We start from the raw sequence: 19,783 nt of genomic DNA on the forward strand, positions 1-19,783 counted from the left end.
CTGATACAGCTTACGAGTAAGGGAACCCTAATCGCACCCGGTTTATCCGCCGGCCATCCGCCGGGAAAACCGCCATGAACCGGCTGGAACCCGACTCGTCACCCCAGCGTTCCCCGGCTGTCGGTACCGGGTGGCAGGATCGAGCCATGCCAGACGCGCTCGATGCCACCCCGTACGACGCCCTGCTCCTGCTCTCCTTCGGCGGCCCCGAAGGCCCGGACGACGTGGTCCCGTTCCTGGAGAACGTCACGCGCGGGCGCGGCATCCCGAAGGAACGCCTGAAGGAAGTCGGGCAGCACTACTTCCTGTTCGGCGGGGTCAGCCCCATCAACGCCCAGAACCGCGCCCTGCTGGACGTCCTGCGCAAGGACTTCGCCGAGCACGGCCTGGACCTGCCGGTCTACTGGGGCAACCGCAACTGGGCGCCGTATCTGACGGACACCCTGCGCGAGATGGTGGCCGACGGCCGCCGCCGCATCCTCGTGCTCGCCACCAGCGCCTACGCCTCCTACTCCGGCTGCCGCCAGTACCGCGAGAACCTCGCCGACGCGCTGGCCGCGCTCGAGGCCGAGGGCCTTGAGCTGCCGAAGATCGACAAACTGCGGCACTACTTCAACCACCCCGGCTTCGTCGAGCCCATGACCGACGGCGTGCTGCGCGCCCTGGCCGACCTCCCCGAGGACGTCCGCGCGGGCGCCCACATCGCCTTCACCACCCACTCCATCCCGACCTCAGCCGCCGACGCCTCCGGCCCCGTCGAGGCCCACGGCGAGGGCGGCGCCTACGTCGAGCAGCACCTGGACGTGGCCCAGCTGATCGCCGACGCCGTCCGCGAGCGCACCGGAATCGACCACCCCTGGCGGCTGGTCTACCAGTCCCGCTCCGGCGCCCCGCACATCCCGTGGCTGGAGCCGGACATCTGCGACCACCTGGAGGAGCAGCACGCGGCGGGCGTCCCGGCCGTGGTGATGGCGCCCATCGGCTTCGTCTCCGACCACATGGAGGTCCTCTACGACCTGGACACCGAGGCCAAGGCCAAGGCGGAGGAACTGGGCCTGCCGGTGCGCCGCTCGGCCACCGTCGGCGCCGACCCGCGGTTCGCCGCCGCCGTCCGCGACCTGGTCATGGAGCGCGCCGCCGTCGAGCGCGGCCGGCAGGTCACGCCCTGCGCCCTGGGCGCCCTCGGCCCCAGCCACCACGTCTGCCCGGTCGGCTGCTGCCCCGCCCGCGCCCCGCGCCCGGCCGCCGCCGGCGCCGACAGCCCCTACGCGTGAGGAGACCCGTGACCGACCCCCTGCACCGGGAACTGCTGGAACTGGCCCAGGAGGCCGCCCGCCGCGCCGGTGACCTGCTGCGGGACGGCAGACCGGCCGACCTCGCCGTGGCGAAGACCAAGTCCAGCCCGATCGACGTGGTCACCGAGATGGACATCGCGGCGGAGAAGCTGATCACCGATCTGATCTCCGGCCACCGCCCCGACGACGGCTTCCTCGGCGAGGAGGGCGCGTCCGTGGCGGGCACCAGCGGCGTGCGCTGGGTGATCGACCCGCTCGACGGCACGGTGAACTACCTGTACGGCCTGCCGACCTGGGCGGTGTCCGTCGCCGCCGAACAGGACGGGGAGACGGTCGTCGGGGTGGTCGTGGCTCCGATGCGCGGCGAGACGTACCACGCCGTGCGCGGGGGCGGGGCGTGGGCCACCGGCGCGTGGGAGGGCGAGCGGGCGCTCGTCTGCCGTCCCGCGCCCCCGCTGGAGCAGGCCCTGGTCTCCACCGGCTTCAACTACGTCACCGAGGTCCGCACCCACCAGGCCCAGGTCGCCGCCCGGCTGATCCCGCTGCTGCGGGACATCCGGCGCGGCGGCTCGGCGGCGGTCGACCTGTGCGACGTGGCCTGCGGCCGGCTCGACGGGTACTACGAGCGCGGGCTCAACGCGTGGGACTTCGCCGCGGGCGACCTGATCGCCCGGGAGGCGGGCGCGCTGGTCGGTGGGCGGCCCGGAGAGGGGCCGTCGCGGGAGCTGACCGTCGCCGGGTCGCCGGGGGTGTTCGAGCCCCTCCAGCGGCTGCTGGAGGACTTCGGCGCCTGGCACGACTGAGCGCGAACGGTCGACGACCGCTGGAACGCAAAGGGACCCCGGCGCTGGATTCGCCGGGGTCCCTTCTTGCGCTTTCGGGCCGATCAGACGCGTGACGCGCCGACCTCCACACCGTGTTCGGCGGCGAGGCGTCGCAGGTCGTCGAGCTCTGCCTGCTCCACCTCGACGAGGAAGTCGTCACCCTCGTCACGAGCCCGCGACAGGTCGGACTCGGTCGCCCTTATGCGCTGCAGAAGTCCTGCGGTGAAAGCGTCCATGCTGCGCCCCCTCGTCCTGGGTCGTGGGTCGGTGGCACGGGGGTGTGCCGGTTGGGAAAGGGGCGATCACGGCTCTCGCGGGTGCCCAGCGCTGCCCTGCTGGGCGGCGACGGTGCCGGACACCCACGCCCGCTCTGCGAAAGCGGATTGCGGAGTACCGCATGGTGCTGCGTTACATGCAGAGCGTGATCGCGGGGTGTAAAGCCGTCCTCCCCCCGCTCCCTCGTCCGGAAACCTCAACCGGAGGAGAAATTCTCGTATTCCCGGCCCGCGGCGCCGATCCGTGCGGTCCGCAACCCGCCTTACAGCCGACTTACGGCCGAAAAGGGCAGGATGGAGGTCACACCCCACGAACACCCCTGCCCGCACGCGCCCACGGCGCGGCTACGCGGGTGGACATGAGGAAGGACAAGCGACGTGCGCGTACTCGTCGTCGAGGACGAGCAGCTGCTCGCCGATGCGGTGGCCACCGGACTGCGCCGGCAGGCCATGGCCGTCGACGTCGTGTACGACGGTGCGGCCGCCCTGGAGCGCATCGGCGTCAACGACTACGACGTGGTCGTCCTCGACCGCGACCTCCCGCTGGTGCACGGCGACGACGTCTGCCGCAAGGTCGTCGAGCTGGGCATGCCCACGCGCGTGCTGATGCTCACCGCCTCCGGCGACGTCAGCGACCGGGTCGAGGGCCTGGAGATCGGCGCCGACGACTATCTGCCCAAGCCCTTCGCGTTCAGCGAGCTGATCGCGCGCGTGCGCGCCCTCGGCCGCCGTACGAGCGTTCCCCTGCCGCCGGTCCTGGAGCGCGCCGGCATCAAGCTGGACCCGAACCGCCGGGAGGTCTTCCGGGACGGCAAGGAGATCCAGCTCGCACCCAAGGAGTTCGCGGTGCTGGAGGTGCTCATGCGCAGCGAGGGCGCGGTCGTCTCGGCCGAGCAGCTGCTGGAGAAGGCCTGGGACGAGAACACCGACCCGTTCACCAACGTCGTGCGCGTCACCGTGATGACCCTGCGGCGCAAGCTGGGCGAGCCGCCGGTGATCGTCACCGTCCCCGGCTCCGGCTACCGGATCTGATCCGCCATGGCCGCCACACCCGCGCCGCCCCAGGCGCCCCCGAAGCCCACCTGGGACCCCAGAAGGCCGCAGCCGCCCTTCCCGTGGCTGCGCCCCACCATCCGCATACGGCTCACGCTGCTGTACGGCGGCATGTTCCTGATCGCCGGCATCCTGCTGCTGTCGATCATCTACCTGCTGGCCGCGCAGGCGATCAGCACGGGCAACCAGCCGCTGTTCAAGATCGTGAGCGGCACGGCGATCCGGGTCTCCAGCGACAACTGCCCGGCGATCAACACCACCAGCCTGCCGCTGTCGGAGTTCAACGACGCGATCGCGCACTGCGTCGACCAGCAGCGCCAGGCCGCCCTGGACGATCTGCTCAGCCGCTCGCTGCTGGCCCTGCTGGGCCTCGCCGTGATCGCCTTCGCGTTCGGTTACGCGATGGCGGGCCGTGTGCTGTCCCCGCTCGGCCGGATCACCCGCACCGCCCGCCAGGTGGCCGGTTCCGACCTGTCCCGCCGGATCGAGCTGGACGGCCCGGACGACGAGCTGAAGGAGCTCGCGGACACCTTCGACGACATGCTGGAGCGGCTCCAGCGGGCCTTCACCGCCCAGCAGCGCTTCGTCGGCAACGCCTCGCACGAGCTGCGCACCCCGCTGGCGATCAACCGAACGCTCCTCGAGGTGCACCTGTCCGATCCGAACGCGCCGGTGGAACTGCAGCAACTCGGCAAGACCCTGCTCGCCACCAACGAGCGCAGCGAGCAGCTGGTCGAGGGCCTGCTGCTGCTCGCCCGCAGCGACAACCAGATCGTCGAGCGCAAGCCCGTCGACCTGGCGGAGGTCGCCGGCCAGGCCATCGACCAGGTGCGCGCCGAGGCCGACGCCAAGGGCGTGAAGATCCGCGGCGAGCGCAAGCCCGTCGTGGTGCAGGGCAACGGCGTCCTGCTGGAGCGGATCGCGCTGAACCTGGTGCAGAACGCGGTGCGGTACAACGTGCCGGAGGACGGCTGGGTGGAGGTGGACACGGAGGTGCAGCACGGGCAGGCGGTGCTGACCGTCACCAACTCCGGGCCGGTGGTGCCGGCGTACGAGATCGACAACCTCTTCGAGCCCTTCAGGCGCCTCCGTACGGAGCGCACGGGCAGCGACAAGGGTGTGGGCCTCGGCCTGTCCATCGCCCGGTCCGTGGCCCGTGCGCACGGCGGCCACATCGGGGCGCAGCCCCGCGAGGGCGGGGGGCTGGTGATGCGGGTCACCCTCCCGCTGTGATCCTCGACGGGGCCGCCGGACCGGGCCTCTCACGCCGTGGGCCGACACACGCGGAGGATGTTCGCTTCACGCGGAATTTTTCAGCCGCCGAATGAGCTTGCTCCTGTGTGATCGATCACATGGACGGATTTTCAGCCATGTACGCTCTGTGATCACGAAACATGGCGGAAAGCCGGGAAAGTCCTGGTTTTCAGGGCTCTTGATCACGGGAAGTACACGGTGAGGCGCCTTTGAGGTGCGACATTCGGACCGTGTACGGTCCTCACCGCCATCCAAGCCGATCACTCTTGAGGGGTCGGGTTGGGTGTCGATTGAGTAACAGACCTTGATGTGAGGCAAAATCTCCGCCTCAGGTCGGGCACAAGTCCGGCCTCTCACGCGTTACGTGCGCTGGAGACACCGCAGACACCCAGAGGGGGAGAGCGACTATGGCAACCGACTACGACACTCCACGCAAGACCGACGACGACGTCGACTCGGACAGCCTTGAAGAACTGAAGGCCCGGCGGAACGACAAGACCACCTCGTCGGTCGACGTCGACGAGTTCGAGGCCGCCGAGGGCCTCGAGCTGCCCGGCGCCGACCTCTCGAACGAGGAACTGGCCGTCCGGGTGCTGCCCAAGCAGCAGGACGAGTTCACCTGCATGAGCTGCTTCCTGGTGCACCACCGCAGCCAGCTGGCCAGGGAGAAGAACGGCCAGCCCATCTGCCGCGACTGCGACTGAGGCCGGGTCGGCCGTGTCTGGCTCGACCCCTCCTCGGAAGCGCCGCTTCTCCCTGGGGAAAGCGGACGAAGGGCCGTCCGACGGCCCGCACGGCACGCGTGACGACGAGCGGGGCGCACCCGGAGTGGTGGCCCCGCTCGAACCGGCCGGCGACCGGGTGGACCACCCGGCGCGGGTGCGCACCGTCGCGCCCGTCGCCCGGCGCAGGGCCGCGGTGATGGGCGGCAAGGCCCGGGACATGGCCCGGGAAGGGGTCCGCAGGGGCGGCAGCAGCGCCCGCGCGGGCCTGGCGTACCTCGCCGACCGGATCATCGAGATCGCCCCGCGCGTCCCCGTACGCGACCTCGCGACCCTGCGCCGGCAGTTCCCCGGCCTCGGCCCCGAGGAACTCGCCGACAAGCTGGTGGCGGGCGCCACGGCCGGGACCGCGACGGTCGGGGCCGGCATCGGAGCGGCGGCCATGCTGCCCGTGCCGCCGGCCATGCCGACCGAACTGGCCGCGGAGATCACCGGGGTCGCCGCGATCGAGCTGAAGCTCATCGCCGAACTGCACGAGGTCTACGGCGTCAGACCGCCGGGGAACCTCAAAATCCGCAGCACCGCGTATCTGTCCTCCTGGTCGGGGGAGCGCGGGGTCGACGTGCTCAAGCCGTCGACGTACGACTCGGCCCTCGGCGGCCAGATGAAGCGCCGGCTGCGCCAGCAGATCATGAAGCGCATGGTCCGGGACCTGCCCAGCCTCATGCCGTTCATGGTGGGCGCCGCGGTCGGTGCGCTCGTCAACCGACGGGACACCAAGCGGCTCGCCGCCCGTATCCGGGCCGACCTGCGCACCATCCAGGTCCCCTGGGAGGAGCTGGAGCAGCTGCCGCCGCTGGAGAAGCCGGCCGAGCCCCTGGACCTGGGCCACCTGCCGGAAGAGCCCTAGACGCCGAGCGGGCCGCTCAGGCGTCCGCCGTGCGCGCCGCCTCGATCGCCGCCGCCAGCTTCTCCGGCTCCCGAGTCGACAGATACAGGTACGGCGTCGGGTCCTCGGGGTCCGTGACCTCCACCCGCAGCGCCGTGGGGATGTAGCCGCGCAGCAGCAGGAACGCCCGGGTGTCGGCCTTGTACGTCCGCCAGGCGCGGGCCTCCTCCGCGTCCAGCACCTCCGCCTCGCCCAGCGCCGACACCGGGATCTTCGCCTCGCCCGCGATCAGCGAGCCGCCCACGACACGGATGCGCGGCGAGCCGTACGCGCTGGCCACGACCGCCGCCGCGGCCGTACCGCCGACCAGGCCGCCGAGCAGCGGCAGGGTGCCGAACGGAAGCAGGATCAGGGCGAAGGAGACGCCCACGAGAAAGCTGATCAGCCACCACGAGCGGGGGGCGGTGAGGCGTTCTTCGTAGGGGGTGGCGGAGAGCTGCATGAAGCCAAGCTTGGCACGGGATCCGGATCGCCCCGGAGTCAGGGGGAGTCAGTGCGAAGCGCTGTCGAGCAGGGCGGTGGTGGGTGAGGGGCGGCCGGGTAAGGTCTGCGCCTGTGAGTGGTAGTTCCGCAAGCCTTCAGCCTCCCGCCGACGCGGTGAAACCGGTACGGCACCCCGACGCGCCCGCGCCCGGAGACCTCCTCGGCGCCCATTACGAACACTGTTTCGGCTGTGGCCCCGGGCAGCCGCACGGACTGCACCTGGAGGCGCGGGCCGGCGACGGCGTCTCGCTGACCGCCGAGTTCACCGTCCAGCCCGCCCACCAGGGCGCCCCGGGCCTCGCGCACGGCGGTGTGCTGGCCACGGCCCTGGACGAGACCCTCGGCTCGCTGAACTGGCTGCTGCGGACCATCGCCGTCACCGGCCGGCTGGAGACCGACTTCGTGCGCCCCGTCCCGGTGGGCACCACCCTGTATCTGGAGGCGGAGGTCACCGCGGTCGCCGGACGGAAGATCTACTCCACGGCCACCGGACGCATCGGCGGCCCCGACGGGCCGGTCGCCGTCCGCGCCGACGCCCTGTTCATCGAGGTCAAGGTCGACCACTTCATCGACCACGGCCGCCGGGAGGAGATCCAGGCCGCCATGAGCGACCCGGACCAGATCCGGCGCGCCCGCGCCTTCGAGGTGAACCCGTGAGCCGTAACCCCCTCGACGTACTGATCCGGCGCGTCGACCCCGACGTACCGCTGCCCGCGTACGAGCATCCGGGGGACGCCGGAGCGGATCTGCGCACCACCGAGGCGTGCGAGCTGAAGCCCGGTGAACGGGCCGTGCTGCCCACGGGTGTGTCGATCGCCCTGCCCGACGGGTACGCGGCCTTCGTGCATCCGCGTTCCGGTCTCGCCGCCCGCTGCGGTGTCGCCCTCGTGAATGCCCCGGGGACGGTTGATGCCGGGTACCGTGGGGAGATCAAGGTGATCGTGGTGAACCTCGACCCGCGCGAGTCGGTGCGGTTCGAGCGCTTCGACCGGATCGCCCAACTGGTCGTCCAGCAGGTCGAGAGGGTCCGCTTCCGCGAGGTGGCGGAACTTCCCGGCTCGGCGCGGGCCGAGGGGGGCTTCGGGTCCACCGGCGGTCATGCCGCGGTGGGCGGCGAGAGCGGCGCAAGCGGTCAGGCCGCCAAGGGCGGTCCGACGGGTGGGAATCGATACGCTTCGGTCGTATCCGACCGGGAAGGACAGTGACGTGTTCGGACGTCGCAAGAAGAAGGGTGCCGCCGAGGACGCGGCCGGCGAGGCCGAGCAGGTCGTCGACAGCGTCGACACCGAGGCGGACGAGGTGGAAGAGGTCGGGCGCGAGCGCGTCCGGCTGGAGCCCGGGCCCCGGCCCGACGGGCCGTGGGACAGCAGCGAGGTGCGCGACCCGGGCGAGGGCCGCGTCGACCTCGGCGGTCTGTTGGTGCCGGGTGTCGACGGCATGGAGCTTCGGGTGGAGGTCGCCGGTGACGCGATCGTCGCCGCGACCGTCGTGCTGCGCGACAGCGCCATCCAGCTCCAGGCCTTCGCCGCCCCCAAGCGCGAGGGCATCTGGGGTGAGGTCCGCGAGGAGATCGCCTCCGGCATCACCCAGCAGGGTGGCATCGTCGACGAGGTCGAGGGCCCGCTCGGCTGGGAGCTGCGCGCCCAGGTGCCGGTGCAGCTGCCCGACGGCACCGGCGGCTTCCAGGTCGTGCGGTTCGTCGGTGTGGACGGCCCGCGCTGGTTCCTGCGCGGCGTGATCTCCGGGCAGGGTGCGGTGCAGCCGCAGGCGGCCGGGCTGCTGGAGCAGATCTTCCGCGACACGGTCGTGGTCCGCGGCGAGGGTCCGATGGCCCCGCGCGACCCGATCGTCCTGAAGCTGCCCAACGACGCGCAGATGGTCCCCGAGGGGGTCCAGCAGGAGGAGGGCTCGCGCTTCTCCGGCGGGATGGGGCAGCTGCAGCGGGGGCCTGAGATCACCGAGGTGCGCTAGGCGCTCCGCTGGGTTCAGCAGGAATGACACGGGCCGTGCCTTTTTGGGGTGCGGCCCGTTTTTGCGGGGGCGCGCCGTTGGGGAAGTGTTTCGACGCCGGGTGCGGGTGCCTGGGGGTTGTTCGCGCAGTTCCCCGCGCCCCTTAAGGGCGCCATACTTGCCGTTCGTTGGCGGGGGGAGGCGTGCCATGACTCAGGTGGTCACCGGGACCATGGTCCGAGTCGAGGACGTGCACAAGTCGTACGGGGCGGGCGCGGGGGCCGTGCACGCGTTGCGCGGGGTTTCGCTGGAGGTGGGGCGCGGGGAGCTCGTCGCGCTCAAGGGGCGGTCGGGGTCCGGGAAGACGACCCTGCTGAACATCGTCGGGGGGCTCGACACGCCCGATCGCGGGCAGGTCGAGGTCGACGGGCTGCGGCTGGGGGAGCTGGGCGAGAGCGAGCTGCTGCGGCTGCGCCGGGACCGGATCGGGTTCGTCTTCCAGTCCTTCGGGCTCATCCCGATCCTCACCGCGGCCGAGAATGTCGGTGTACCGCTGCGGCTGCGCCGCGCCGACCCGCGCGAGCGCGAGGAGCGCGTGGAGCTGCTGCTGTCCCTGGTGGGCCTCGCCGGGCACGCGGCCCAGCGGCCCGGCGAGCTGTCCGGCGGCCAGCAGCAGCGGGTCGCCATCGCCCGCGCCCTCGCCAACCGGCCGGCACTGATCGTCGCCGACGAACCGACCGGCCAGCTCGACGCCGAGACCGGGCACGCCGTCATGGAGCTGCTGCGGGCCGTCGTCCGCAGCGAGCAGGTCACCGCGCTGGTCGCCACCCACGACGCGACCCTGCTGGACCTGGCCGACCGGGTGCTGGAACTGCACGACGGTGAGATCGTCGAGCACTGAACCGGCCGGTCCGGCGCGGCGCTCGTCAGGGTTGCGTCAAAGTTGCCCGTCAGTGATCCCCCCTGTCCTGTTTGCCGTGATTGCGGGCCGTAGGGTCGACGCTGCGCAGGCAGGAGTCACGGGAAGACAATGGAGCCATGGCACGCGGCAAGCTGCGGATCTACCTCGGTGCGGCACCGGGCGTCGGCAAGACCTACGCCATGCTCTCCGAGGCGCACCGCCGTGTGGAGCGGGGCACCGACTGCGTCGTGGGCTTCGTCGAGCACTACGGCCGGCCGCGCACCGAGGTGATGCTGCACGGCCTGGAGCAGGTGCCGCGCAGGCAGCTGGAGTACCGGGGGACCGTCTTCGGCGAGATGGACGTCGACGCCGTGCTGCGCCGGGCGCCCGCCGTCGCCCTGGTGGACGAACTCGCCCACACGAACGTCCCCGGCTCCCGCAACGCCAAGCGCTGGCAGGACGTGGAGGACCTGCTCGCCGCCGGGATCGACGTGATCTCCACCGTCAACATCCAGCACCTGGAGTCACTCGGCGACGTCGTCGATTCGATCACCGGGGTGCGGCAGCGCGAAACCGTCCCGGACGAGGTGGTACGGCGGGCCGACCAGATCGAGCTGGTCGACATGTCGCCCGAGGCCCTGCGCCGCCGCATGGCGCACGGCAACATCTACCAGCCGGACAAGGTCGACGCGGCCTTGTCCAACTACTTCCGGCCCGGAAACCTGACGGCCCTGCGCGAGCTGGCCCTGCTGTGGGTGGCCGACCGGGTCGACGAGTACCTGACCGCCTACCGCAGCGAGCACCGGGTCTCGAAGATCTGGGGCTCCCGCGAGCGGATCGTCGTCGGGCTGACCGGCGGCCCCGAGGGGCGCACCCTGATCCGCCGGGCCGCGCGGCTCGCCGAGAAGGGTGCGGGCGGCGAGGTGCTCGCCGTGTACATAGCCCGCAGCGACGGGCTGACCGCCGCCTCCCCGAAGGAACTGGCCGTCCAGCGCACCCTCGTGGAGGACCTGGGCGGAACGTTCCACCATGTGGTCGGCGACGACATACCGGCCGCGCTGCTGGACTTCGCGCGCGGCGTCAACGCCACCCAGATCGTGCTGGGCTCCTCGCGCCGCAAGGCCTGGCAGTACGTCTTCGGGCCCGGCGTGGGCGCCACGGTAGCCCGGGACTCCGGCCCCGACCTCGACGTCCACATCGTCACCCACGAGGAGGTCGCCAAGGGCCGCGGACTGCCCGTGGCCCGGGGCGGACGGCTCGGGCGGGCCCGGATCATCTGGGGCTGGGCGGTGGGCCTGGTGGGCCCCGCCGTCCTCGCGGTGCTGCTGAACACCGCCGGTCTCGGCCTCGCCAACGACATGCTGCTGTTCCTCGCCGTCACCGTCGCGGCGGCGCTGCTCGGCGGCCTGCTGCCCGCGCTCGCCTCGGCGGCCTTCGGCTCGCTGCTGCTGAACTACTTCTACACTCCGCCGCTGCACCGCCTGACCATCGCCGACCCCAAGAACATGGTCGCCATCGCGATCTTCTTCGGCGTCGGCATGTCGGTCGCCTCGGTGGTGGACCTCGCCGCCCGGCGCACCCACCAGGCCGCCCGGCTGCGTGCCGAGTCGGAGATCCTCTCCTTCCTCGCCGGGAACGTGCTGCGCGGCGAGACCAGCCTGGAGGAACTGCTGGAGCGGGTGCGGGAGACCTTCGCCATGGAGTCGGCCGCGCTGCTGGAGCGGGCGAGCGACGTCGAGCCGTGGACCTGCGCCGGGCGGGCCGGCTACGGGCGGCCCCTGGAACGGCCCGAGGACGCCGACGTGGACATGCCCGTCGGCGACCACCTGGCGCTCGCGCTCACCGGCCGGGTGCTGCCGGCCGAGGACCGCCGGGTGCTCGCCGCGTTCGCCGCGCAGGCCGCCGTCGCCCTGGACCGCCGGCGCCTTCAGGAGGAGGCCGACCAGGCCCGCGCGCTCGCCGAGGGCAACCGCATCCGCACCGCCCTGCTCGCCGCCGTCAGCCACGACCTGCGCACCCCGCTGGCCGGCATCAAGGCCTCCGTGACCTCGCTCCGGTCGGACGACGTCGAGTGGTCGGACGAGGACCGGGCGGAGCTGCTGGAGGCCATCGAGGAGGGCGCCGACCGGCTGGACCACCTCGTCGGCAACCTCCTCGACATGTCCCGGCTGCAGACCGGCACGGTCACCCCGCTGATCCGGGAGATCGACGTGGACGAGGTCGTGCCGATGGCGCTCGGCGGCGTGCCCGAGGACAGCGTCGAGCTGGACGTGCCCGAGACCCTGCCGATGGTCGGGGCCGACCCCGGGCTGCTGGAGCGGTCCGTGGCCAACCTGGTGGAGAACGCCGTCAAGTACAGCCCGCGCGGCCGGGCCGTGCTGGTCTCGGCGAGCGCGATGGCCGACCGGGTCGAGGTGCGGGTGGTGGACCGCGGGCCGGGCGTGCCGGACGAGGCCAAGGACCGGATATTCGAGCCCTTCCAGCGGTACGGTGACGCCCCGCGCGGCGCCGGGGTCGGGCTCGGGCTCGCGGTCGCCCGGGGCTTCGCGGAGGCCATGGGCGGCACCCTCCACGCCGAGGACACGCCGGGCGGCGGACTCACCATGGTCCTGAGCCTGCGGGCGGCAGGATCGCATCCCGCGCCCCTGGACGGGGGCGGGGACATCGCGGAACCAGAAAGGCAGACGACTCCATGACCCGGGTGCTCGTGGTCGACGACGAGCCGCAGATCGTGCGCGCCCTCGTGATCAACCTCAAGGCGCGCAAGTACGACGTCGACGCGGCGCCCGACGGCCGTACCGCCCTGGAACTCGCCGCCTCCCGGCACCCCGACGTGGTCGTGCTCGACCTGGGCCTGCCCGACATGGACGGCGTCGAGGTGATCAGGGGCCTGCGCGGCTGGACCCGGGTGCCCATCCTGGTGCTGTCCGCCCGGCACTCCTCGGACGAGAAGGTCGAGGCGCTGGACGCGGGCGCGGACGACTACGTCACCAAGCCGTTCGGGATGGACGAGCTGCTGGCCCGGCTCCGGGCCGCCGTGCGGCGCGCGGAGCCGGCCGGGCCCGGCGAGGACGACCTGACGTCCGTCGAGACCGAGGGCTTCACCGTCGACCTGGCCGCGAAGAAGGTCAACCGGGCCGGCAAGGACGTCCGGCTCACCCCGACCGAGTGGCACCTGCTGGAGGTCCTCGTCCGCAACACCGGCCGCCTGGTCAGCCAGAAGCAGCTGCTGCAGGAGGTGTGGGGGCCGTCGTACGGCACCGAGACCAACTACCTGCGCGTGTACATGGCCCAGCTGCGCCGGAAGCTGGAGACGGACCCGTCGCATCCGAAGCACTTCATCACCGAGCCCGGCATGGGGTACCGGTTCGAGAAGTGAGGTCCGGCGCGAAGTGAGCTGGGCTACGGTGCTGTCGGTGGGCCCCGGTACGCTTCATGTATGAGTGCTGTTCCTCGATCCGAAAAGCCGGCCGGCCGGTTCCGGCGCATGCTCGACCGGCTCTCCTCGTCGCAGGAGGACCTGGAGTCCGAGGAGCTGCGCGAGGACGCCGAGACCGCGGGCTGCACGAAGATCGGCGACTGCCACGACCGGCAGATCGTCACCGTAACTGGTACCTTGCGCACGGTCACCCTGCGTCCGCGGGCCGGGGTCCCGGCGCTGGAGGCCGAGCTGTTCGACGGCTCCGCCGCGCTGGACGTGGTGTGGCTCGGCAGGCGTTCCATCGTGGGCATAGAGCCGGGACGCAGGCTGATCGCATCGGGCCGGATCTCGATGAGCCGGGGCCGCCGGGTGCTGTTCAACCCCAAATACGAACTGCGACCCCTCGGACGGGAGTAGCCGGTGACGTCCCTCGACAAGCCGACCGAAGGCACCGACCAGACCACGTCGGACGACGCTCGCGCGGTGACCGAGGCAGCGCTTTTCGAGGCGTTCGGCGGTGTCCGCGGCATGGTGGAGACGGTCGTGCCGGGTCTGCTGTTCGTCGCGATCTTCACGGTGAACAAGAACCTGCACGTGTCGGCGCTCGCCGCGCTGGCCGTCTCCCTGATCCTCGTCGTGGTCCGGCTCGCGATGAAGGACACCGTCAAGCACGCCTTCAGCGGGGTGTTCGGCGTGGCCTTCGGCGTCGTGTTCGCGATGTTCACCGGAAACGCCAAGAACTTCTACCTCCCCGGCATGCTCTACACGCTGGGCCTGGCGCTGGCGTACATCGTCACCACCCTCGCCGGGGTGCCCCTGATCGGCCTGATCCTCGGCCCGGTCTTCAAGGAGAACCTCTCCTGGCGCACCCGCAACCCCGGCCGCAAGAAGGCCTACGCCAAGGCCAGTTGGGCCTGGGGCCTGATCCTGCTCGCCAAGTGCGCGATCCTCTTCCCGCTCTACTGGTGGTCGGACACCACCAGGCTCGGCTGGGTCCTGGTCGCCCTGAAGATCCCGCCGTTCCTGCTGGCGGTGTGGCTCACCTGGGTCTTCCTGGCCAAGGCGCCGGCCCCCATCGACGTCTTCGCCGAGATGGAGGCGGAGGAGAAGGCCGAGGAGGAGCGCAAGGCCGCGCTGTCCGACAGCGGCGAGGCGCCCGGCGGCCGGCACCGCCGCGAGGCGTAGCCGGCAGCCGTACGACGACGAAGGGCGCCCTTTGGTGAAAGGGCGCCCTTTCTCGATGCGGGTCAGGCTTCGTCGTCGCGCCGCACCGACAGCAGCTCCTCCAGCTGCTCCTCGCGGGCCTGCGCGGCCACGAACAGCAGCTCGTCGCCCGGCTCCAGGGAGTCCTCCTTGGACGGGGTCAGCACGCGGGTGCCGCGGATGATGGTCACCAGGGAGGTGTCCTCGGGCCAGCGGACGTCGCCCACCTGGGTCCCGGCCAGCGCCGACTCCTCGGGGAGGGTCAGCTCGACGAGGTTGGCGTCGCCGTGGCTGAAGCGGAGCAGGCGCACCAGGTCGCCGACGCTCACCGCCTCCTCGACCAGGGCCGACATCAGACGCGGGGTGGAGACGGCCACGTCCACGCCCCAGGACTCGTTGAACAGCCACTCGTTCTTCGGGTTGTTGACGCGGGCGACGACGCGCGGGACGCCGTACTCCGTCTTCGCGAGCAGCGAGACGACCAGGTTGACCTTGTCGTCGCCGGTCGCGGCGATGACGACGTTGCAGCGCTGCAGCGCCGCCTCGTCCAGGGACGTGATCTCACAGGCGTCGGCCAGCAGCCACTCCGCCTGCGGCACCCGCTCCACCGAGATGGCGGTCGGGGCCTTGTCGACGAGCAGGACCTCGTGCCCGTTCTCCAGCAGCTCGCCCGCGATCGAGCGGCCGACGGCGCCGGCTCCGGCAATGGCGACCCTCATCAGTGACCGCTCTCCTCTTCCGGGCCCTGGGCGAACGCCGCCTCGACCTTGTCCACGTCGTCCGACCGCATCATCACATGCACGAGGTCGCCCTCCTGCAGCACCGTCTGCGAGGTCGGCAGGATCGCCTCGCCCAGGCGGGTCAGGAACGCCACGCGGACGCCCGTCTCTTCCTGCAGCGTGCTGATCTTGTGCCCGACCCACTTCGTGGAGGCGTGCACCTCGGCGAGCTGCACCCCGCCGGTGGGGTCGCGCCACAGCGGCTCGGCGCCGGAGGGCAGCAGCCGGCGCAGCATCTGGTCGGCGGTCCAGCGGACCGTGGCCACCGTGGGGATGCCCAGGCGCTGGTAGACCTCGGCGCGGCGCGGATCGTAGATACGGGCGGCCACGTTCTCCACGCCGAACATCTCGCGGGCCACGCGGGCGGAGATGATGTTGGAGTTGTCGCCGCTGGAGACGGCGGCGAAGGCGCCGGCCTCCTCGATGCCCGCCTCGCGCAGGGTGTCCTGGTCGAAGCCGACCCCGGTGACCCGGCGGCCCCCGAAGCCCGGGCCCAGCCGGCGGAAGGCGGTGGGGTCCTGGTCGATCACGGCGACCGTGTGGCCCTGTTGCTCCAGGGTCTGGGCAAGAGCGGAACCCACTCTTCCGCAGCCCATGATGACGATGTGCACGACCGTCCTTCCGGTGTCCAAAAGTTACTGCTCAGCATCAGGGTCTCAGACCGAGGCCCAAAGCTACACAGGGCGCGTGGCGGTGGGCACCCCCGTGCGGGGCTCTCAGTGATCACCGTCCGCGATCATGCGCGTGAGCAGCGTCGGCGATCGGCTCGGGGATCATCGGGGACGGGCTCCGGCGCGTGATGCTGCGCACGCTGCACAGGGTCAGGATTCCGAGGCCGAGGAGGGCGACGGTCGCCCCGATCAGCTCCGCGGTGGCGGGCATGGGTCCTCCGAGGTGCGATGACGTACGGGGTTTGACATCTAGGCACGTGGAGTGCGCGGACCACGGAATCCGCAGTTCACCGCGCCTTCGATTTCACTCGTGAGGCAGATCCGCGATGCCGGGTGGGCGGGCGCCCGTTCGAAGGCCTACGATCCTCTCTCGTGTCCAAACTGACCGACGTGCCCAAACGGATTCTGATCGGGCGCGCACTGCGCAGTGACCGGCTGGGCGAAACGCTCCTGCCGAAGCGCATCGCACTCCCCGTCTTCGCTTCCGACCCGCTGTCCTCCGTCGCCTACGCACCGGGCGAGGTCCTGCTGGTCCTGTCCATCGCGGGCGTGTCGGCGTACCACTTCAGCCCGTGGATCGCCGTCGCGGTCGTGGTCCTGATGTTCACCGTGGTCGCCTCCTACCGGCAGAACGTCCACGCCTACCCGAGCGGCGGCGGCGACTACGAGGTCGCCACCACCAACCTCGGTGACAGGGCCGGTCTGACGGTCGCCAGCGCCCTGCTGGTGGACTACGTCATGACGGTGGCCGTCTCCATCGCCTCCGGCATCGAGAACCTCGGCTCGGCCGTCCCCTTCGTGGTCCAGCACAAGGTGCTGTGCGCGGTCGCCGTGATCGTCCTGCTGACGCTGATGAACCTGCGCGGTGTGAGGGAGTCCGGCAAGCTCTTCGCGATCCCGACGTACGTGTTCGTCGGCGGCGTCTTCGTCATGATCGCGTGGGGCCTGGTCCGCGGCCTGGTCCTCGGGGACACCATGCGGGCACCGAGCGCCGACTACCACATCAGGGCAGAGCACCAGGGCCTCGCGGGCTTCGCGCTGGTCTTCCTGCTGCTGCGGGCCTTCTCCTCCGGCTGTGCCGCGCTCACCGGCGTCGAGGCGATCTCCAACGGCGTCCCGGCCTTCCGCAAGCCCAAGTCGAAGAACGCGGCGACCACGCTGGCCCTCATGGGCCTGCTGGCCGTCACCATGTTCTGCGGCATCATCGGCTTCGCCATGTCGACCAAGGTCCGCATGGCCGAGAACCCGGCCACCGACCTGATCAACCACGGCCACGCGCTGGGCTCCGGCTATGTCCAGAACCCGGTGATCTCCCAGGTCGCCGAGGCCGTCTTCGGCAAGGGCAGCTTCCTGTTCGTCGTCCTCGCGGCGGCGACGGCGCTGGTGCTGTTCCTCGCGGCCAACACGGCGTACAACGGCTTCCCGCTGCTCGGCTCGATCCTCGCCCAGGACCGCTACCTGCCGCGCCAGCTGCACACCCGCGGCGACCGGCTCGCCTTCTCCAACGGCATCGTGCTGCTCGCCGGCGCCGCGGCCCTGCTGACCGTCCTGTACGGCGCCGACTCCACGCGGCTGATCCAGCTGTACATCGTCGGCGTGTTCGTGTCCTTCACGCTCAGCCAGACCGGCATGGTCCGGCACTGGAACCGCCACCTCGCGGTCGAGAAGGACCAGGCCAAGCGCCGCCACATGATCCGCTCCCGCGCGATCAACGCGTTCGGCGCCTGCCTGACCGGCCTGGTGCTGGTCGTCGTGCTGGTCACCAAGTTCACGCACGGCGCCTGGGTCGCCGTCCTCGGCATGTGCATCTTCTACGCGACGATGACCGGTATCCGTAAGCACTACGACCGGGTCGCCGAGGAACTCACCGCTCCGGACGACCCGGCCGACGACATGGTCCGCCCCTCGCGGGTGCACTCGGTGGTGCTGATCTCCAAGATCCACCGCCCGACCCTGCGCGCCCTGGCCTACGCCAAGCTGATGCGCTCCGACACCCTGGAGGCGCTCACGGTCAACGTCGACCCGGCCGAGACCAAGGCGCTGCGCGAGGAGTGGGAGCGGCGCGGCATCGACGTACCGCTGAAGGTCCTGGACTCTCCGTACCGCGAGATCACCCGCCCGGTGATCGAGTACGTCAAGAGCCTGCGCAAGGAGTCGCCGCGCGACGCGGTCTCGGTGATCATCCCCGAGTACGTCGTCGGCCACTGGTACGAGCACCTGCTGCACAACCAGAGCGCCCTGCGCCTGAAGGGCCGGCTGCTGTTCACGCCCGGCGTGATGGTCACCTCCGTGCCGTACCAGCTGGCGTCCTCCGAGGCCGCCAAGGTGCGGGCCCGCAGGCGCCAGGAGTGGAGCGCACCGGGCGCCGTACGGCGCGGTCCGGCGGGGGAGCGGCCGAAGGAGGCGTCGGCGGCGAAGGAGTGAGGCCTGGGGTGAGCCCGGGGTGCTGAGCCCCGGGCCCGGCCTGTGGTCGGCGGCCGGACGGCAGCCACGTAGACTGGTGGGCTGTTGTCCGGCCGTTCCCCGTTTTGCGATCTGGAGTCACCCCGCCATGCAGGCAGAAGAGAAGAAGTCGCTGGTCGGGGCGGAGTACGAGGTCGAGATCGGCCCGGTCGCCCACGGTGGCCACTGCATCGCGCGCACGGCCGAGGGCCAGGTGCTGTTCGTCCGGCACGCACTGCCCGGTGAGCGGGTGGTGGCCCGGGTGACCGAGGGTGAGGAGGGCGCCCGCTTCCTGCGCGCGGACGCCGTACGGATCCTGGAGGCCTCCAAGGACCGCATCGAGGCCCCCTGCCCCTTCGCCGGGCCGGGCCGCTGCGGCGGCTGCGACTGGCAGCACGCCAAGCCGGGCGCGCAGCGCCGCCTGAAGGCGGAGGTGATCGCCGAACAGCTCGGGCGGCTGGCCGGCCTCACGCCCGAGGAGGCCGGCTGGGACGGCACGGTGGTCCCGGCCGAGGGCGACAAGCTGCCCGCCGGGCAGGTGCCGCAGTGGCGCACCCGCGTCCAGTACGCCGTCGACGCCGAGGGCCACGCGGGCCTGCGCCGTCACCGCTCGCACGAGATCGAGCGCATCGACCACTGCATGATCGCGGCGCAGGGCGTCAGCGAGCTGGGCATCGAGCGGCGGGACTGGACCGGTATGGAGTCGGTCGAGGCCATCGCGGCCACCGGCTCCCAGGACCGCCAGGTGGTCCTGACCCCGCGCCCCGGCGCCCGCCTTCCCCTGGTGGAGCTGGACAAGCCGGTCTCGGTCCTCCGCGTCGACGAGAAGACCGGCGGGGTGCACCGCGTCCACGGCCGCCCCTTCGTCCGCGAACGCGCCGACGGCCGTACGCACCGGGTCGGCGGCGGCGGCTTCTGGCAGGTCCACCCGAAGGCGGCGGACACCCTGGTGACGGCGGTCATGCAGGGCCTGCTGCCGCGCAAGGGCGAGATGGCACTGGACCTGTACTGCGGAGTGGGCCTGTTCGCGGGCGCGCTGGCCGACCGGCTCGGCGAGAAGGGCGCGGTCCTCGGCATCGAGTCCGGCAAGCGGGCGGTGGAGGACGCGCGGCACAACCTCGCCGACTTCCCGCGGGTCCGCATCGAGCAGGGCAAGGTCGAATCGGTCCTCCCGCGCACCGGCATCACCGAGGTCGACCTGATCGTCCTCGACCCGCCCCGCGCCGGCGCCGGCCGCACCACGGTCGCCCACCTCGCCTCCCTCGGCGCCCGCCGCATCGCCTACGTGGCCTGCGACCCCGCCGCCCTGGCCCGCGACCTGGCGTACTTCCGCGAGGGCGGGTACCGGGTGCGGACGCTGCGGGCGTTCGATCTCTTTCCGATGACGCATCACGTGGAGTGCGTGGCGATTCTGGAGCCTGCCGCCAGGGAGTCGTGACCCGGCGGTGCTTGCGCGGAACTGGGGGTCGTGTCGGCTCTTGCGTCTCCGGCGTGGCCAGAAAGGCTCGTTCGCGTGTTCCGCATGCTTAGAGTCGCTCTTCCTGACACAGGCATGACGAAG

21 protein-coding genes are annotated in these 19,783 nt (G+C 71.4%); 16 read left to right on the top strand and 5 right to left on the bottom strand.

Annotation, left to right across the window (positions count from 1 at the left end):
- The first annotated feature begins 146 nt into the window (after positions 1-146).
- The gene (locus AB0950_RS12600; protein ID WP_366778484.1) at positions 147-1,274 is read left to right on the top strand and encodes a ferrochelatase; all 1,128 of its coding nucleotides are present in this window, start codon (positions 147-149) and stop codon (positions 1,272-1,274) included.
- Positions 1,275-1,282: 8 nt separating this feature from the next.
- Positions 1,283-2,098 carry an inositol monophosphatase family protein gene (locus AB0950_RS12605; RefSeq protein WP_360148198.1) on the top strand — a complete coding sequence of 272 codons (816 nt, stop codon included), beginning with the start codon at positions 1,283-1,285 and terminating at the stop codon, positions 2,096-2,098.
- Positions 2,099-2,181: 83 nt separating this feature from the next.
- Here AB0950_RS12605 and AB0950_RS12610 read toward each other — a convergent pair whose 3' ends face one another.
- On the bottom strand, positions 2,182-2,355 hold the full coding sequence (locus AB0950_RS12610) for a hypothetical protein (RefSeq protein WP_023546087.1): 174 nt from the start codon (positions 2,353-2,355) through the stop codon (positions 2,182-2,184).
- A 417-nt stretch (positions 2,356-2,772) separates the two neighbouring features.
- On the opposite strand from AB0950_RS12610, the gene AB0950_RS12615 reads away from it, so the two are divergent.
- From AB0950_RS12615 to AB0950_RS12630, 4 genes are all read left to right on the top strand, one after another.
- Entirely contained in the window at positions 2,773-3,426 is a 654-nt protein-coding gene (locus AB0950_RS12615; protein ID WP_366778486.1) for a response regulator transcription factor, read from the top strand.
- A gap of 6 nt (positions 3,427-3,432) precedes the next feature.
- A complete protein-coding gene (locus AB0950_RS12620) occupies positions 3,433-4,680 on the top strand; it encodes a HAMP domain-containing sensor histidine kinase (RefSeq protein ID WP_360148192.1) in 1,248 nt (415 codons plus the stop codon).
- 428 nt (positions 4,681-5,108) lie between these two features.
- Positions 5,109-5,405 carry a DUF4193 domain-containing protein gene (locus AB0950_RS12625; protein ID WP_053655247.1) on the top strand — a complete coding sequence of 99 codons (297 nt, stop codon included), beginning with the start codon at positions 5,109-5,111 and terminating at the stop codon, positions 5,403-5,405.
- 13 nt (positions 5,406-5,418) lie between these two features.
- Entirely contained in the window at positions 5,419-6,333 is a 915-nt protein-coding gene (locus AB0950_RS12630; protein WP_360148189.1) for a hypothetical protein, read from the top strand.
- Positions 6,334-6,349: 16 nt separating this feature from the next.
- On the opposite strand, the gene AB0950_RS12635 is transcribed toward AB0950_RS12630, so the two are convergent.
- Positions 6,350-6,814: a DUF3093 domain-containing protein gene (locus AB0950_RS12635; protein WP_330337353.1), complete on the bottom strand. Its 465-nt coding sequence runs from the start codon at positions 6,812-6,814 to the stop codon at positions 6,350-6,352.
- 113 nt (positions 6,815-6,927) lie between these two features.
- Between AB0950_RS12635 and AB0950_RS12640 the strand changes: the two genes are divergently transcribed.
- The 8 genes from AB0950_RS12640 to AB0950_RS12675 all read left to right on the top strand — a co-directional run bounded on the left by AB0950_RS12640 (position 6,928) and on the right by AB0950_RS12675 (position 14,312).
- On the top strand, positions 6,928-7,512 hold the full coding sequence (locus tag AB0950_RS12640; protein ID WP_360148185.1) for a PaaI family thioesterase: 585 nt from the start codon (positions 6,928-6,930) through the stop codon (positions 7,510-7,512).
- Entirely contained in the window at positions 7,509-8,060 is a 552-nt protein-coding gene (gene dut, locus AB0950_RS12645; protein ID WP_360148182.1) for a dUTP diphosphatase, read from the top strand. Before AB0950_RS12640 ends, dut begins: the two co-directional genes overlap by 4 nt.
- A 1-nt stretch (position 8,061) precedes the next feature.
- Positions 8,062-8,826, top strand: coding sequence for a DUF3710 domain-containing protein (locus AB0950_RS12650; protein WP_360148179.1), 765 nt, complete (start codon positions 8,062-8,064; stop codon positions 8,824-8,826).
- 187 nt (positions 8,827-9,013) lie between these two features.
- Positions 9,014-9,706 carry an ABC transporter ATP-binding protein gene (locus AB0950_RS12655; protein ID WP_360148176.1) on the top strand — a complete coding sequence of 231 codons (693 nt, stop codon included), beginning with the start codon at positions 9,014-9,016 and terminating at the stop codon, positions 9,704-9,706.
- Between the two features lie 137 nt (positions 9,707-9,843).
- Complete coding sequence (locus AB0950_RS12660; RefSeq protein WP_360570149.1) at positions 9,844-12,402, top strand: sensor histidine kinase KdpD; 2,559 nt, start codon at positions 9,844-9,846, stop codon at positions 12,400-12,402.
- A complete protein-coding gene (locus tag AB0950_RS12665) occupies positions 12,399-13,085 on the top strand; it encodes a response regulator (protein WP_360570151.1) in 687 nt (228 codons plus the stop codon). Before AB0950_RS12660 ends, AB0950_RS12665 begins: the two co-directional genes overlap by 4 nt.
- A 60-nt stretch (positions 13,086-13,145) precedes the next feature.
- Complete coding sequence (locus AB0950_RS12670) at positions 13,146-13,544, top strand: OB-fold nucleic acid binding domain-containing protein (protein WP_360148167.1); 399 nt, start codon at positions 13,146-13,148, stop codon at positions 13,542-13,544.
- 3 nt (positions 13,545-13,547) lie between these two features.
- A complete protein-coding gene (locus AB0950_RS12675; protein ID WP_360148164.1) occupies positions 13,548-14,312 on the top strand; it encodes a DUF3159 domain-containing protein in 765 nt (254 codons plus the stop codon).
- 62 nt (positions 14,313-14,374) lie between these two features.
- On the opposite strand, the gene AB0950_RS12680 is transcribed toward AB0950_RS12675, so the two are convergent.
- From AB0950_RS12680 to AB0950_RS12690, 3 genes are all read right to left on the bottom strand, one after another.
- Positions 14,375-15,049, bottom strand: a complete 675-nt coding sequence (locus AB0950_RS12680; RefSeq protein WP_360148161.1) for a TrkA family potassium uptake protein — start codon at positions 15,047-15,049, stop codon at positions 14,375-14,377.
- Positions 15,049-15,720 (bottom strand): TrkA family potassium uptake protein, encoded by a 672-nt coding sequence (locus tag AB0950_RS12685; protein ID WP_360148158.1) that lies wholly within the window; start codon positions 15,718-15,720, stop codon positions 15,049-15,051. The genes AB0950_RS12680 and AB0950_RS12685 overlap by 1 nt, the downstream gene beginning before the upstream one ends.
- Before the next feature lie 112 nt (positions 15,721-15,832).
- A complete protein-coding gene (locus tag AB0950_RS12690) occupies positions 15,833-15,991 on the bottom strand; it encodes a hypothetical protein (protein WP_360148571.1) in 159 nt (52 codons plus the stop codon).
- A 161-nt stretch (positions 15,992-16,152) separates the two neighbouring features.
- Between AB0950_RS12690 and AB0950_RS12695 the strand changes: the two genes are divergently transcribed.
- Positions 16,153-18,204, top strand: coding sequence for an APC family permease (locus AB0950_RS12695; protein ID WP_360148155.1), 2,052 nt, complete (start codon positions 16,153-16,155; stop codon positions 18,202-18,204).
- Positions 18,205-18,331: 127 nt separating this feature from the next.
- Positions 18,332-19,660: a TRAM domain-containing protein gene (locus AB0950_RS12700; protein WP_366778487.1), complete on the top strand. Its 1,329-nt coding sequence runs from the start codon at positions 18,332-18,334 to the stop codon at positions 19,658-19,660.
- Positions 19,661-19,783 lie beyond the last annotated feature (123 nt).

This window comes from Streptomyces sp. NPDC007189 (assembly GCF_040703635.1).
Lineage (GTDB): Bacteria > Actinomycetota > Actinomycetes > Streptomycetales > Streptomycetaceae > Streptomyces.

Excerpts from the sequence above, each read along its gene's own strand:
- AB0950_RS12600 (WP_366778484.1), top strand. The coding sequence starts at position 147 with ATGCCAGACGCGCTCGATGCCACCCCGTACGACGCCCTGCTCCTGCTC.
- AB0950_RS12610 (WP_023546087.1), bottom strand. The coding sequence starts at position 2,355 with ATGGACGCTTTCACCGCAGGACTTCTGCAGCGCATAAGGGCGACCGAG.
- AB0950_RS12620 (WP_360148192.1), top strand. The coding sequence starts at position 3,433 with ATGGCCGCCACACCCGCGCCGCCCCAGGCGCCCCCGAAGCCCACCTGG.
- AB0950_RS12625 (WP_053655247.1), top strand. The coding sequence starts at position 5,109 with ATGGCAACCGACTACGACACTCCACGCAAGACCGACGACGACGTCGAC.
- AB0950_RS12635 (WP_330337353.1), bottom strand. The coding sequence starts at position 6,814 with ATGCAGCTCTCCGCCACCCCCTACGAAGAACGCCTCACCGCCCCCCGC.
- AB0950_RS12655 (WP_360148176.1), top strand. The coding sequence starts at position 9,014 with ATGACTCAGGTGGTCACCGGGACCATGGTCCGAGTCGAGGACGTGCAC.
- AB0950_RS12660 (WP_360570149.1), top strand. The coding sequence starts at position 9,844 with ATGGCACGCGGCAAGCTGCGGATCTACCTCGGTGCGGCACCGGGCGTC.
- AB0950_RS12665 (WP_360570151.1), top strand. The coding sequence starts at position 12,399 with ATGACCCGGGTGCTCGTGGTCGACGACGAGCCGCAGATCGTGCGCGCC.
- AB0950_RS12670 (WP_360148167.1), top strand. The coding sequence starts at position 13,146 with ATGAGTGCTGTTCCTCGATCCGAAAAGCCGGCCGGCCGGTTCCGGCGC.
- AB0950_RS12680 (WP_360148161.1), bottom strand. The coding sequence starts at position 15,049 with ATGAGGGTCGCCATTGCCGGAGCCGGCGCCGTCGGCCGCTCGATCGCG.
- AB0950_RS12690 (WP_360148571.1), bottom strand. The coding sequence starts at position 15,991 with ATGCCCGCCACCGCGGAGCTGATCGGGGCGACCGTCGCCCTCCTCGGC.
- AB0950_RS12700 (WP_366778487.1), top strand. The coding sequence starts at position 18,332 with ATGCAGGCAGAAGAGAAGAAGTCGCTGGTCGGGGCGGAGTACGAGGTC.